This window comes from Proteus sp. G2626 (assembly GCF_009915985.1).
Lineage (GTDB): Bacteria > Pseudomonadota > Gammaproteobacteria > Enterobacterales > Enterobacteriaceae > Proteus > Proteus vulgaris.
The window spans coordinates 155691-170052 of the sequence record NZ_JAABNH010000009.1 but is presented as its reverse complement, the minus strand read 5'-3'; the positions used below and the strand labels follow the sequence as shown (position 1 = coordinate 170052).

Below are 14362 nucleotides of genomic sequence, written 5' to 3'. Positions count from 1 at the left end.
AATGGTAAATACGTAGAATGAACAATTATTAATGAGACATATCACATAATTCATTAATGGATTAATAAAAAAAACATAAACTTAAAATCAGGTATTTATATTTACCTGTATGCTAAAAGCGTTTAATAATTATATTTATTATTTCTAACAAAGTAATAGCATATCGAAAGGCGATATCAAACACTCGATTGCATACAAGAGAGTTTAAAAATGACACAATAAAATGTTTCTTTGCTTAATATAGCACTATTATCGCATAAGTCACTATCTGAACAACAGAAATTTGTCTATTTTCGTAAAAATTAAGAAATCCCAATCAAGATGATCATTTTTTAACATCATGATTATCTTTATTTTTATTGGTGTTTACATGTTTAAGCGTGTAAATGAGGTATATTTACTGTTGTTATTTATAAATAACAGTATTGTTTGATTTTGACAAAAAGTCATATATAAGAAAAAAAATAAAATGCGTTTATTGATTAAAGGGATATTTTTTTAAAATAATATACTGAGAGAAGTTTTCATTTTAAACGATATATCAATAGATAAAGAAAAAGGCCACTTACGTGGCCTTTTTGTATTCACAACAAATTAGTGTGAATTACTTGGATGCTCTAAATCTTCATTTTTCTTCGTAAATCGTCTACGGATCACGACGAAGAAAATAGGAACGAAATAGATAGCGAGGGAGGTTGCGGCAATCATACCACCGAATACACCTGTACCTACAGAGTTCTGTGCACCAGAACCCGCACCATTACTTAATACAAGGGGAATAACCCCTAACATAAAGGCCAGAGAGGTCATTAGAATTGGACGTAGACGCATTCTAACAGAGTCTAACGTTGCTTCTATGAGTCCTTTTCCTTCTTTTTCCATCAAGTCTTTGGCGAATTCAACAATCAAGATTGCGTTTTTCGCCGATAACCCAATGGTTGTTAAGAGCCCAACCTTAAAGTAAACGTCGTTCTCAAGACCCCTTAATGAGGTTAATGCAAGCGCGCCAATGACACCCAGAGGGACGACTAACATAACGGAGAAGGGGACTGACCAGCTTTCATAAAGAGCAGCAAGGCAGAGGAATACGACTATCAAGGAAATGGTATACAGCGCAGGCGCTTGGTTACCAGATAAACGCTCTTGATATGACATTCCTGTCCATTCGTAACCGATACCACTTGGTAATTTACTTGCGAGATCTTCCATCATCAGCATTGCATCACCACTACTTTGACCCGGTGTTGCACTACCTTGAATTTGGACAGCAGGTAAACCGTTATAACGCTCTAAACGTGGAGAGCCATATAACCAAGGATCTTTACTTGTATCAATGAACGATGAGAATGGAACCATCTGACCGACATTGTTACGAACATAAAGATTACCGATATCTTGTGGCAACATACGGAATTGTGATTCAGCTTGAACATAAACTTTTTTAACACGACCACGGTCGATAAAGTCGTTGACGTAGCTGCCACCAAACATGGTACCTAATGTTGAATAGATATCGCTAATTGCAACACCTTGAGCTTGCGCTTTTTCTAGATCGATATATAGACGATACTGTGATGTATCTTCCTGACCATTAGGACGTACACCCATTAACATTTGAGGTTGTTGTGCCGCCATTCCGAGTAATTGATTTCGCGCTTCCATGAGTTTTTCATGGCCGAGGTTAGCTTTATCGACTAACTCGAATTCGAAACCCCCCGCAGAGCCTAACTCAACAATCGCTGGAATATTAAATGAGTAAACAAAGGCTTCTTTAATTTGAGATAATGCCATATTGGCACGACCTACAATTGCCGGAACCTTGTCTTCATCTGCTTTACGTTCATCCCAATCATTCAATACCACGAAGACTAGACCCATATTTTGCCCTTGACCACCGAAGCCGAAGCCACTTACGGTAAAGACGGACTTAACGAGTTCTTTTTCATCAGTATTGAAGTAGTCATTTACTCTTTCTAATACGTCTTGAGTTTGTTCCTGTGTAGAGCCAGCAGGTAACTGAACCATTGTCAGTAATACCCCTTGGTCTTCTTCAGGTAAGAACGATGCGGGTAAGCGGATAAACATTAACGCCATGCCCACGACTAATAAAACGTAAATTAATAAGTAACGACCAGTTCCACGAAGAGTACGGGATACACTGTCAGTATAGTGATGGCTACTTTTTTCAAAGGTACGGTTAAACCAACCAAAGAAGCCAGTTTGCACACCATGACTGCCTTTGGGTACAGGCTTTAACATTGTTGCACAAAGTGCAGGTGTTAAAATCAATGCAACGAAAACAGACAGGATCATGGCTGATACGATGGTGATCGAGAACTGACGATAGATAGCCCCCGTTGAACCACCAAAGAATGCCATTGGAATAAATACCGCAGAAAGCACAAGGGCGATACCGACCAGCGCACTTTGGATTTGCCCCATAGATTTACGAGTTGCTTCTTTAGGTGACAACCCTTCTTCTTGCATAACACGTTCGACGTTTTCTACTACAACGATGGCGTCATCCACCAGAAGCCCGATGGCAAGAACCATTGCGAACATCGTCAAAGTATTTATCGAATAACCAAACGCCGAGAGTATGGCAAAAGTACCTAATAAAACAACCGGTACTGCGATTGTTGGGATTAACGTAGCTCGGAAATTCTGTAAGAACAGATACATAACTACGAATACCAGCATGATGGCTTCAATAAGCGTTTTTACCACTTCGAAAATAGAGATCTTAACGAATGGCGTTGTATCATAAGGATAAACGACCTCTAATCCCGCAGGGAAAAATGGTTCCATTTCAGCTAATGCAGCACGTACTGCCGTTGCGGTATCTAATGCGTTGGCCCCCGTTGCTAACTTAATACCAATACCAGAAGCAGGTAGGCCATTAAAGCGAGCAATAGTACTGTAGTTTTCAGCACCCATTTCAACAATACCGAGATCTTTTAGCTTAACCTGCGAACCGTCAGTGTTGACTTTCATTAGGATGTCGCCAAATTGCTCTGCGGTATTAAGTCGAGTTTGAGCAATAATAGATACGTTTAAACGCTGACCAGGAACAGGAGGGGTGCCCCCTAATTGACCCGCTGCCACTTGGTTATTCTGTGCTTTGATTGCACCAATAACGTCAAGCGTTGTCATGTTATATTTTACTAGTTTATCGGGATCTAACCAGATACGCATTGCGTATTGGGTACCAAATAACTGAGTTTCACCCACACCAGTAACACGGCTTAACGGGTCTTTAATTGTTGCACCTACATAGTCTGCGATATCATCTTGTGACATTGAGCCGTCAGCAGAGATGAACCCCGCAACCATCAAGAATGAACTTGAGGATTTATCAACACTGATCCCTTGTTGTTGCACTTCCTGAGGTAATAACGGCATAGCAAGTTGCAGTTTATTTTGCACCTGTACTTGCGCGATATCAGGATCAGTACCTGCTTCAAAGGTCAGAGTGATATTCATCATACCGGCTGAATCACTGGTTGCAGACATATACACCATATTATCGATACCATTCATATTTTGTTCGATAACTTGGGTAACAGTGTTCTGCACAGTGGTGGCGTCAGCACCAGGATAAACCGCAGAGATAGAAATCGCTGGCGGTGCAATCGTTGGATACTGGGCAACAGGCAGTTTGATGAGTGCCAGAAGACCTGCGAGCATGGTAATTATCGCAATTACCCACGCAAATATCGGTCTATCTATAAAAAACTTAGGCATGGATCACCGACTCCTTATTGAGGATTCTTAGCTGGCTCAGTTTGTTCAGGTGATGGCTTTGCATCTAAATTTTCCTCTTGAGGCGTTACTGTCATTTTGGGTTTTGCTTTTTGCAATCCAGAAACGATAACGCGCTCACCCGCCTGAACACCACTATTCACTAGCCATTTATTACCAACAGCTTGTGACACATCAATGGTACGAACTTCAACAACATTGTCTTTATTAACAACCATTGCTGTTGCATCCCCACGAGCTGTACGAATAACGGCCTGCTGTGGGATCAAAATTGCATTTTGACGAATACCATTTTCTAATTTAGTACGGACAAACATACCTGGTAATAATTCACCATTGGGGTTAGGTATGATAGCACGCATCGTAATTGAGCCTGTGGTTTCATCAACAGTCACATCAGAAAATTCTAAATGACCTTTCTGTGCGTAAGCTTGCCCATTGGTCAATGTTAAATGAACAACAGGTTTACCTTGTTCTTGACGGATAACACCACTTTCAATTTCATTTTTAAGTTTCAGGTAATCTTCACTCGATTGTGTCACGTTGACATAAATCGGATCGATTTGCTGAACAGTGGTGAGTGCCACTTGTTGACCTGGCGCGACAAGTGCGCCTTCAGTCACAGTAGACTTACCTGAGCGACCTGAAATGGGCGCAGTCACTTTTGTATATTCAAGATTAATCTTTGCTGTCGTTACAGCAGCTTCACCTGCTCTAACGGCCGCAACAGCTTGCGCATATTGAGACGTTGCAGTATCAAAATCTTGTTTGCTGACATAGTTTGTACCCAGTAGAGGCTTATAACGCTCCACAGTGAGACGAGCTATTTCAGCATTAGCTTTAGCTTTCGCTAATTCAGCTTGCGCACTATTTAACGTTGCTTCAAAAATAGCTGGGTCGATTTGGTACAAAGATGTACCTGCTTCTACATAGCTACCTTCTTTGTAATTGCGGTTTAAAATAATGCCGCCAACTTGAGGGCGAACTTCAGCAATACGGAAGGCTGATGTACGACCTGGTAGATCAGTGGTGATTGTCAGAGATTGCGCTCCTAAAGTCACAACACCGACAGCCGGTGCAGGAGGTGGACCCCCAGCAGACTGTTTAGCTTTGTCGTCACATCCAGCAAGAACCAAGCTGCCTGATAGCACTAACAGAGCCAGAGGCAAAACCCCTCTGTTTTTTCGCATAAGAAAACCTCTATTCAAACGTTGTTTCCCGGGATAAAAATAATTAAGTTGATGATTGATTGCGATGTATAGTACAAACATACATGAATGTATGTAAATTAACTTCAGTCAAAATCGAGGAATAATGGCACGAAAAACTAAACGACAGGCACAAGAGACAAGACAGCAGATAATTGATGCTGCACTTAGGCTGTTTACTGTGCAAGGCGTTTCTGCCACATCACTTTCAGATATTGCCACCGCTGCCGGTGTTACTCGTGGTGCAATATATTGGCACTTTAAAAATAAAGTGGATTTATTTACTGAAGCGTGCGAACTCACCGACTTAAAAATAGAATCTTTAGAAATAGAGTATCAAACAAAATACCCAGATGATCCACTATTTGTATTAAGAGAATTGCTTATTTACATATTGACATCGATTGTCGAAGATCCTAAACATAATGCACTTTTGGAAATATATTTCCATAAATGCGAATTTGTCGGAGAAATGACACCAATTGTTGAAATTCGTAGAGAATTGTGTGCAGCTGATTACTCTAGAATAGAGCAATCTTTATCTCGTTGTGTTGAAAAAAAACAACTCCCATCCAACCTTAATTTAAGAAGGGCCGCCATCATGTTAAGAGCCATGATGACTGGTCTTGCCGAAAACTGGTTATTTTCACCAGAAAGTTTTTCTATCAAAGATGAAAGTCAATATTTGGTTGATAGCTTTATTGATATGATAAAGCACAGTGCAAATATGAGAATATCTGCACCCTCTTAATCTATTATTAAACAAAAGGGAGACATTCATGAGTAAGGTATTAGTTATTGCTAATGGTGCGGCTTATGGTAATGAGTCATTATTTAACGCGTTGCGTTTATCTATTACATTAAAAGAACAGCACCCAGAAACTCAATTAAATATCTTTTTAATGTCGGATGCTGTTACGGGAGCTTTAGCTCGCCAACAGCCTAAAGAAGGTTATAACTTACAACAAATGCTGGAAATTTTAACAGCACAAAATGTTCCTGTTAAATTATGCAAAACATGTACAGATACCCGCGGTATCAGTGACTTACCATTAGTTGATGGTGCAGAGTTAGGCACATTAGTTGATTTAGCACAGTGGACGCTAGATGCAGATAAAATACTAACCTTCTGATCATTATTTCGGTTTCTCAGGCGAGAAACATCCAAGCAACTTGTTCTGTTTACACTGCCAATTTAACGTAATTGGATTATACTAATAAACAGTTTTTCAATATTAATTGAACAAGTTGCTTAATCATGCGGATACATACTTTTTTTTCTTCCTTTAATAATCGAATGACGACGATTGTCGCTATCACGGTTATTATTTTTATTCTTTGGTGCCTCTCCATCACCTCCGTTTTAGCTGCGGTTCCCACCAATTTACCTACTCAAGAAAATATTCAAAATCAGCTCAATTTATTAAACAAACGTAGCGAGTTAAGCGCAGAAGATAAATTAACTATTGCGGATTTAGAACAATCACTTTTATTACTTGATAATATTCAACAGCTAGAAAAAAAATCAGTAAATTATAATAAAACCGTAGAGCAACTACCTGAGAAACTGCGTAGTACGCAATATCAACTCAATCAATTAAAACAAAAAGTTGCCAATAAAGAAGTGGATGACTACCAAAAATCATTGGAAACATTACCATTAGCAACATTGGAATCACAATTAGAAAGTGTCTTGCAATCTTTACAAAAATCTCAAGATGATTTGGCTAATTACAGTAATGAACTTATCGTATTACAAACTCAGCCTGAAAGGGCGCAATCTATTTTATTTAATAATTCAGAAAGACTGCAACAAATAAGAACATTGCTGAATAAAAGTAGTGCAGATAAAGCGCAGATGCGACCTTCTGCTGTGCAGTTATTGCAATTAGAGCAATATTACCTTCAACAACAAAACAATTTTCAAAAGCGCACGCTACAGTCAAATGTGCAATTACAAAGCTTATTACAACTTCAACGTGACTATAGTTCTGCGTATATCGACCTTTCACAAGAACGTGCACAGTGGCTTCAAGAAGCCATCAGTGATAAACGCCTAGATAGCTCAGAAGAAACAGCGAAAGAAGCGCAAAGTACGGAGCTTGATAATCAAGCCATTAATAATGATCCCTTTTATTTAGCGCAAACAGAAATTAATAAGCGCCTTAGTGATAAGCTAATTGTTACAACACAAAATAATAATGAGTTAAATCGCCATAGTTTAATGGTGAAAAACCGCCTAGACAGAGCTATTCAATCTGAACGAAACCTAAAAGAACAAATTGATGTATTAAAAGGAAGTTTGTTACTTTCCCGAATTTTATTTGAAGAACAAGTTGATTTGCCGGATGGTATTTTTATTAATAATTTACCTGATAAAATCGCTGATTTGCGGTTAGAGCAATTTGAAATTAATAAACAACGTGATCAGATAATACAACCCAATATCTATCTTGATCAGTTGATGCAGGAATACCAAACAGCTCATCCTGAAGTTACCGATCCTAATGCACTAAAAGAGTTACGTAGTGCATTAGAATTACTTGTTGATGCGCGTCGAGAGTTGCTTGATAAACTTAATAATCAATTAGGTAATCAAATTTCAGGTTCGATAAACCTGCAAATGGATCAGCAACAATTACGCAGTGTTGTAAGCTCTTTAGAAGGTACATTAGCACAACAGATTTTCTGGGTGAGTAGTAACAAACCTATCAATCTCAATTGGTTTTCAACGTTTCCTTCTCAAGCAGTGGCAGAATTTCAAAGTTTTAAATTGAATTGGTCAAATGAAAATCTGTTGATCGGGGCTAAGAAATCACTCCCTGTCCTTATTGCGTTGATTCTGTTTGGTTCAATACTGATTTGGCAACGTAAAAAACTAGATACTCAGTTTGAAAAGCTGAATGGGGATATTAATAAGCTCAATAAAGATTCTCAGCTACATACACCTCTGGCGTTAGGCATTGTTTTCCTAAAAACATTACCTCTTTCTTGTTTTGTTTTAGCGATTGGTTATTGGCTAATAAATAGTTTTAATGTGCAACAAGAATTTATCTGGTCTTTTGCTTGGCAATTTGCGGTATTTTGGCTGATGTTTGAATGGTCTTATCGTTTAATGTCTGATAATGGCGTTGCTGTAAAACATTTTAAAATCCCTGTAGAGCGAGTTCAGCAAAATCGTAAACGTTTATTACGTCTTTCTTTTCCTATGCTACCAATTATTTTGCTTTCTGCTTATGGTATTAATAACCCATTATTACTGGTGGGTGATGTTATTGGGCAATTGGTTGCGATTATTTCACTGTTTTGTATTAGTTTATGTGCGTTGCCATTTTGCCGTGAAATGTGGCAAGAAAAGGGCAATCATGTTGTTAGAACGGTTGTGATCACCCTATTAACGTTCTCGCCTTTAATTTTAATGGGGTTAGTGATTTTTGGTTATTACTATACGGCGTTACGTTTAGCAAATCGCTGGATTGATAGCTTATATCTGCTTATGTTGTGGTTCATTGCTTATCATGCCAGTTTGCGGGGATTAACCGTGGCGGCTCGAAGGCTTGCTTACCGTCGAGCTATCGAGCGTAGGCAAGCGATGTTAAAAGAAAAAAAAGAGAGCGAAGATAATAGTCTTGAGCCAATTCAAGAGCCACCCATGGATATGGAGCAAATCAATCAGCAATCATTAAGACTGACAACAATGATTTTATTTATCATTTTTGCGTCTAGCTTCTACGGTATCTGGTCTGATTTTATTACTGTATTTACCTATTTAGATGGTATCTCGCTCTGGAGTTACACTTTACCTACTGAGTTAGGCAATGTTGTCAAAGCTGTCACCGTAGCAGATCTCTTATTGTCTATTTCTATTATGGCAATTTCTTGGTTTTTGACGCGAAACTTACCCGGTTTATTAGAAGTATTAATTTTATCGCGCATCAAATTGCAACAAGGCGCTTCTTATGCCATTACGACCATTCTAACCTACGTTATTATTGCTATGGGTACTATTGTTTCTCTAGGAATATTAGGTGTGGCATGGGAAAAATTACAATGGTTAGCAGCTGCTTTAACGGTAGGGTTAGGGTTTGGTTTACAAGAGATATTTGCAAACTTTGTGTCTGGTTTAATCATCTTGTTTGAAAGACCGGTCAGAATTGGCGATACCGTTACTATCGGGAGCTATTCTGGTACTGTTAGTCGAATTCGAATAAGGGCAACGACTGTGACAGACTTTGATCGTAAAGAAGTGATTATTCCCAATAAAGCCTTTGTAACAGAACGTCTTATTAACTGGACATTATCGGATACAGTCACACGTATTATTATTCAGGTGGGGGTGGCTTATGGATCTGATCTTGATAAGGTCAAAGCTATCTTAATGAAAGCGGCAAAAGAGAATGCCAGAGTGATGACTGAGCCTGAGCCAGTCGTCTTATTCACTGAGTTTGGCGCCAGTACGCTAAACCACGATTTACGTTTTTATGTCAGAACATTAGGGGATAGAAGCATTGCAATTGATGAAGTTAATCGTGCTATTGATAAGCTTTGTAATGAAAACGACATTAATATTGCATTTAATCAACTTGATGTTTATTTGCATAATAAACAAGGTGATGAAGTACAAGAGATAAAACGCCCTCTTGATGGTTCAACACCTGGAACGAATCCCCCTTTGGCTTAATTAAGGGGAATATTTGTTGATTGTGCCGCCAATTTGTTTTCATAATCTTGGCGCACAATCTCAAGGGCTTCTAGTGCTGTTTTAGGATCAATATGGTGACTTTCAAGTAAATAGATAAGATCAACAGCCAACTGAACAGATTCTGGGGCTTCTTTTAAACTCATAATAATCGCCTTAAAATTTATCCTCTTGTTTTTCAATGCTTTTTTCGATAGAGAAAAGGGCGTTTTTACAGCGTGCTAGGCGATTCTCCAGTGTGGCAATTTCTTTTTGCAATTCTTGTTGCTGCATAAAACTCTGTGCTTGCGTTAATGAAAGTTCTCTATCTTGGATCATGGCCTGTAGTCTGCGCTCATAATCCTGATGTTGGGCAAGTTTTTGGTATAAATCGACACTTTTTTTTCGTTGAGTAAGTTGGTTCTCTTGCTTTCTTAGTGTTTGTGTCGATAATTCACGAGTTAATGCTTCTATTTGTTGTAGGATTTGTGTGGCCAGAAATTTAACTTGCTGGCTTCGTTGTGCCTCAACACAAGCGATTAACTGGGTAAAATTATCGCGGATCTGTTGCATATAGCCGCCAAGAGAATCACTTCGGCGGTGGAATAGTGCTGTGTCGAAGCAAGGTGCTGCAATTTTTTTGTTTGCAATAGGCGCCAGTGTTTCGGCAAGATTGTCTATCTGTTTTTTAAACAAGCTTAAAGGATCAGGTTTATTCATCAGGTTCTTGTCCTTGTTTTGATAAAAACATGAATTGACTTAAAGCAACAAAAAAGAGTTGTTAACTGGCTTTCTGTTGCATTTTAACGGCATATTGCATAGATTCTATCGTTTCGTTTTTTATTATGGCACTGATTATGACTGCTAACGCGCAACAACTGCAATTTATTAAAGACAGTATTGAAACCATTCCTGATTATCCAAAAGAAGGGATATTATTTCGTGATATCACTACATTACTGGATAATCCTGCTGCATATCAGGCAACCATTGATTTATTGGTAGAACACTATCAAGGTCAGGGTATCACTAAAGTCGTGGGTACCGAAGCTCGCGGTTTCTTATTTGGTGCTCCGGTCGCTCTACGTCTTGGTGTTGGTTTCGTTCCTGTTCGTAAAAAAGGTAAATTGCCTCGCGAAACGCTCAGTGAAACTTATGATTTGGAATACGGCACAGATACTTTAGAGATCCACAAAGACAGTATCACGGATAAAGATAAAGTATTAATGGTTGATGATTTACTGGCAACAGGTGGCACCATTGAAGCAACTGCACGTCTTATCCGTCGTTTAGGTGGAACTGTGACAGAAGCAGCCTTTATTATCTGCTTACCTGATTTAGGCGGTATTGAACGCTTAGAAAAACAAGGTGTTCACAGCTTTACACTAGTTGATTTTCCAGGACATTAATATCTTCACTGTTTAGAGTGTGGTGATTCACACCATTATTTTAAACATGAGTAATAGTGCGGGTACTTTTGTGTTATTTGTGTGTGATATATAAATATCCATGGCCCGCACAATTGATTTTCTTTTCTGACACACGTCAAATATTCGACGGTTCTTTCATCAATATCTCATTTGTTTCTGACAAATCTCGCTCAATGGGGCGTCCCTGTGTTAGCATAGAGATAAATCTCGTTCAAATTTAGCGGAATCAATGAGCTATCAGGTACTTGCCCGTAAGTGGCGCCCACAAACTTTTCACGATGTTGTCGGTCAACGTCATGTGTTGACGGCTTTAGCTAATGGTCTAGATCATCAGCGACTTCATCACGCCTATCTTTTTTCAGGCACTCGAGGTGTCGGAAAAACCACTATTGCCCGCTTATTTGCTAAAGGGCTCAATTGTGAAACAGGCATTACGAGTAAACCTTGTGGTCAATGTGCAAATTGCCTTGAAATAGAACAGGGGCGTTTTGTTGATTTAATTGAAATAGATGCTGCATCGCGTACCAAGGTAGAAGATACCCGTGAACTGCTTGATAATGTGCAATATGCGCCAGCACGTGGACGTTTCAAAGTCTACTTGATTGACGAAGTTCATATGCTTTCTCGTCACAGTTTTAATGCGCTATTAAAAACATTAGAAGAACCACCAGAGCACGTTAAATTCCTACTAGCGACGACAGATCCACAAAAATTACCGGTCACGATTTTATCGCGTTGTTTACAGTTTCATTTGCGCGCGTTAGATATCGACCAGATTGCGACTCAACTCGAAAAAGTACTTACCGCTGAGCATATTGAAAATGATGTAAGAGCACGTCAGCTTATTGCTCGAGCAGCCGATGGCAGTATGCGAGATGCTTTAAGTTTAACGGACCAAGCTATTGCAAGTGGTGAAGGGGTTGTCAGTACTGAAGTTGTTAGCCAAATGCTTGGTACTATTGATGATGCTCAGCCTTTAGCACTGATTGAAGCTCTAGTAAAAGCAGATGGTCAACAAGTGATGTCACTAGTTAATGAAGTGGCTTCAAGGGGCACCGATTGGGAAAACTTCTTGGTTGAAACACTTTCATTATTGCATCAAATTGCCATGTTGCAATTATTGCCAAGTGAAGATAATCCCCAAGAACAATTTACCCAAGAACGTTTGCGCCTATTGGCTAAATCTGTTTCACCACAAGACTTACAACTCTATTATCAAACCTTATTGGTTGGACGAAAAGAACTGGCTTATGCACCAGATAGACGCATGGGCGTTGAAATGACGTTATTAAGGGCGTTGGCTTTTCATCCAAAAACAGTGATTGATGAGGTTTCTTCTGCACCATTAGCACAAACTTTACCTTCTACGTCATTGCCTACGAATAGAATGTCTGAACACAATGCCCAACAAGTGCCTCAGATACATTCGTCACAAAATACACGTTCTTCTTCACCTATGAATAATGCCTCATTAGGTAATAGTCCAGCAGCACAACTTTTAAGAGCACGGCAGGCGATAAAGGGGACGGAACAACAAACTCCGCCAAAAAAGTCTGAACCGGCAATGCCAAATCAGGCTAAGCCGGCTGCTAGTGCATTAGAGCGGCTAGCAGCCGTGAGTGAAAGACGTCAGCAAGTTGCTAAGCGTCAATCTAATCCTAATGCACTCGAGAAAAAGAAAAAAGAAGCGTATCAATGGCGTCCACAAAATCCTGAGTTGATGTCAACGCAAGAGACGGTATCTTCGCCTAAAGAGATCAAAGAAGTTCTCGAATACGAAAAAACCCCTGAATTAGCGGCAAAAATCGCGAAAGAATCACAAGAAAGAGATGCATGGGCTGCTGAAATTGAAAAAATGCCATTACCTAAATTGGTGCAACAACTGGCATTAAATGCGTATAAAGAGACAGTAAGTGAAGAAAACGTGATTTTGCATTTACGAACGAGACAGAAACATTTAAATTCTGCAAATGCGCTACGCACACTCACAAATGCATTAAGTGAATTGCATGGAAAAGCAATTTCACTCACAATTATAGAAGATGATGATCCCGCGGTAAAAACTCCGCTGGAGTGGCGACAAGCCATTTATGATGAAAAGTTGGCGTTATCGCGTCAATCGATTATTACGGATAAAACAATTCAAACATTACAGCAATATTTTGATGCTGAATTGGATGAAGAGAGTATCCGACCTGTTTAATCGCAACATGTTGTATGACTTCATACTGTGTGGCTTTTACAAAGAGAGACAATTATGTTCGGAAAAGGTGGTTTGGGCAATCTGATGAAGCAAGCCCAACAAATGCAAGACAAAATGCAACAAATGCAAGAAGAGATCGCGAACTTAGAAGTGACCGGTGAATCTGGCGCTGGCTTAGTCAAGATCACTATCAATGGTGCTCATAATTGCCGTCGTGTTGAAATCGATCCTAGTCTGCTAGAAGATGACAAAGAGATGTTAGAAGATCTGATTGCAGCCGCCTTTAATGATGCTGCGCGTCGTATCGATGAAACACAAAAAGAGAAAATGGCCTCTGTCTCTAATGGTATGCAATTACCACCAGGCTTTAAGATGCCATTCTAATGCAAACTAGCCCACTTCTTGAATCATTAATGGAAGCGTTGCGTTGTTTGCCTGGTGTCGGGCCTAAATCAGCGCAACGAATGGCTTTCCAACTGCTTCAGCGTGATAGAAGCGGTGGTATGCGACTTGCACAAGCGTTAACGCGTGCAATGTCTGAAATCGGTCATTGCTGTGATTGCCGTACTTTTACTGAAGAAGAGCGTTGCACCATTTGTGCCAATGTTCGTCGTCAGCAGAATGGGCAAATTTGTGTTGTGGAAAGTCCTGCAGATATTCATGCTATTGAGCAGACAGGGCAGTTTGCGGGCCGATACTTCGTTTTAATGGGGCATTTATCCCCTTTAGATGGCATCGGACCGATGGATATTGGTTTAGATAGACTTGAAGAGCGTTTGAGCCAAGAAACGATTTCAGAAGTTATCTTGGCAACAAACCCGACAGTGGAAGGTGAAGCGACAGCTAATTATATTGCTGAGATCTGTGCTCAGTATGATATTACGGCAAGCCGAATTGCTCACGGGGTTCCTGTGGGAGGCGAGCTTGAAATGGTTGATGGTACAACGCTTTCACACTCTATTGCTGGACGTCAAAAAATCTATTATTAATATAATAAATATTTTATTTGAAAAGCACCTTTTACTTAATGTAACAAGGTGCTTTTTTCATTTAATATTATGAAAAATATCGTAATTCTAAT

At 39.5% G+C, this 14362-nt stretch carries 11 protein-coding genes; 7 read left to right on the top strand and 4 right to left on the bottom strand.

What is annotated here, in order from left to right; genetic code table 11:
- Positions 1-594: 594 nt before the first annotated feature.
- Together GWJ05_RS05195 and GWJ05_RS05190 are read right to left on the bottom strand one after the other, a co-directional pair.
- Positions 595-3744 (bottom strand): efflux RND transporter permease subunit, encoded by a 3150-nt coding sequence (locus GWJ05_RS05195; RefSeq protein ID WP_036932863.1) that lies wholly within the window; start codon positions 3742-3744, stop codon positions 595-597.
- A 14-nt stretch (positions 3745-3758) separates the two neighbouring features.
- A complete protein-coding gene (locus GWJ05_RS05190) occupies positions 3759-4952 on the bottom strand; it encodes an efflux RND transporter periplasmic adaptor subunit (protein ID WP_036932862.1) in 1194 nt (397 codons plus the stop codon).
- Positions 4953-5076: 124 nt separating this feature from the next.
- Here GWJ05_RS05190 and acrR point away from each other — a divergent pair, with 124 nt between their 5' ends.
- From acrR to mscK, 3 genes are all read left to right on the top strand, one after another.
- Entirely contained in the window at positions 5077-5721 is a 645-nt protein-coding gene (acrR, locus tag GWJ05_RS05185) for a multidrug efflux transporter transcriptional repressor AcrR (RefSeq protein ID WP_036932861.1), read from the top strand.
- Positions 5722-5749: 28 nt separating this feature from the next.
- Positions 5750-6103, top strand: a complete 354-nt coding sequence (locus GWJ05_RS05180; RefSeq protein ID WP_072069368.1) for a DsrE/DsrF/TusD sulfur relay family protein — start codon at positions 5750-5752, stop codon at positions 6101-6103.
- Positions 6104-6228: 125 nt separating this feature from the next.
- Entirely contained in the window at positions 6229-9651 is a 3423-nt protein-coding gene (mscK, locus tag GWJ05_RS05175; protein WP_161681144.1) for a mechanosensitive channel MscK, read from the top strand.
- Here mscK and rsmS read toward each other — a convergent pair.
- Both rsmS and priC read right to left on the bottom strand, forming a co-directional pair.
- A complete protein-coding gene (gene rsmS, locus GWJ05_RS05170) occupies positions 9648-9815 on the bottom strand; it encodes a pleiotropic regulatory protein RsmS (RefSeq protein ID WP_072024184.1) in 168 nt (55 codons plus the stop codon). The two genes, mscK and rsmS, sit on opposite strands and share 4 nt — an antisense overlap.
- A gap of 10 nt (positions 9816-9825) precedes the next feature.
- On the bottom strand, positions 9826-10368 hold the full coding sequence (priC, locus tag GWJ05_RS05165) for a primosomal replication protein PriC (RefSeq protein ID WP_036932857.1): 543 nt from the start codon (positions 10366-10368) through the stop codon (positions 9826-9828).
- Between the two features lie 137 nt (positions 10369-10505).
- Between priC and apt the strand changes: the two genes are divergently transcribed.
- The 4 genes from apt to recR all read left to right on the top strand — a co-directional run bounded on the left by apt (position 10506) and on the right by recR (position 14270).
- Positions 10506-11057, top strand: coding sequence for an adenine phosphoribosyltransferase (gene apt, locus GWJ05_RS05160; protein WP_036932856.1), 552 nt, complete (start codon positions 10506-10508; stop codon positions 11055-11057).
- Between the two features lie 250 nt (positions 11058-11307).
- Positions 11308-13281, top strand: a complete 1974-nt coding sequence (gene dnaX / locus GWJ05_RS05155) for a DNA polymerase III subunit gamma/tau (RefSeq protein WP_103005037.1) — start codon at positions 11308-11310, stop codon at positions 13279-13281.
- A gap of 54 nt (positions 13282-13335) precedes the next feature.
- Entirely contained in the window at positions 13336-13665 is a 330-nt protein-coding gene (locus tag GWJ05_RS05150) for a YbaB/EbfC family nucleoid-associated protein (protein WP_036932854.1), read from the top strand.
- Positions 13665-14270 carry a recombination mediator RecR gene (recR, locus tag GWJ05_RS05145; protein ID WP_036932853.1) on the top strand — a complete coding sequence of 202 codons (606 nt, stop codon included), beginning with the start codon at positions 13665-13667 and terminating at the stop codon, positions 14268-14270. The genes GWJ05_RS05150 and recR overlap by 1 nt, the downstream gene beginning before the upstream one ends.
- Positions 14271-14362 lie beyond the last annotated feature (92 nt).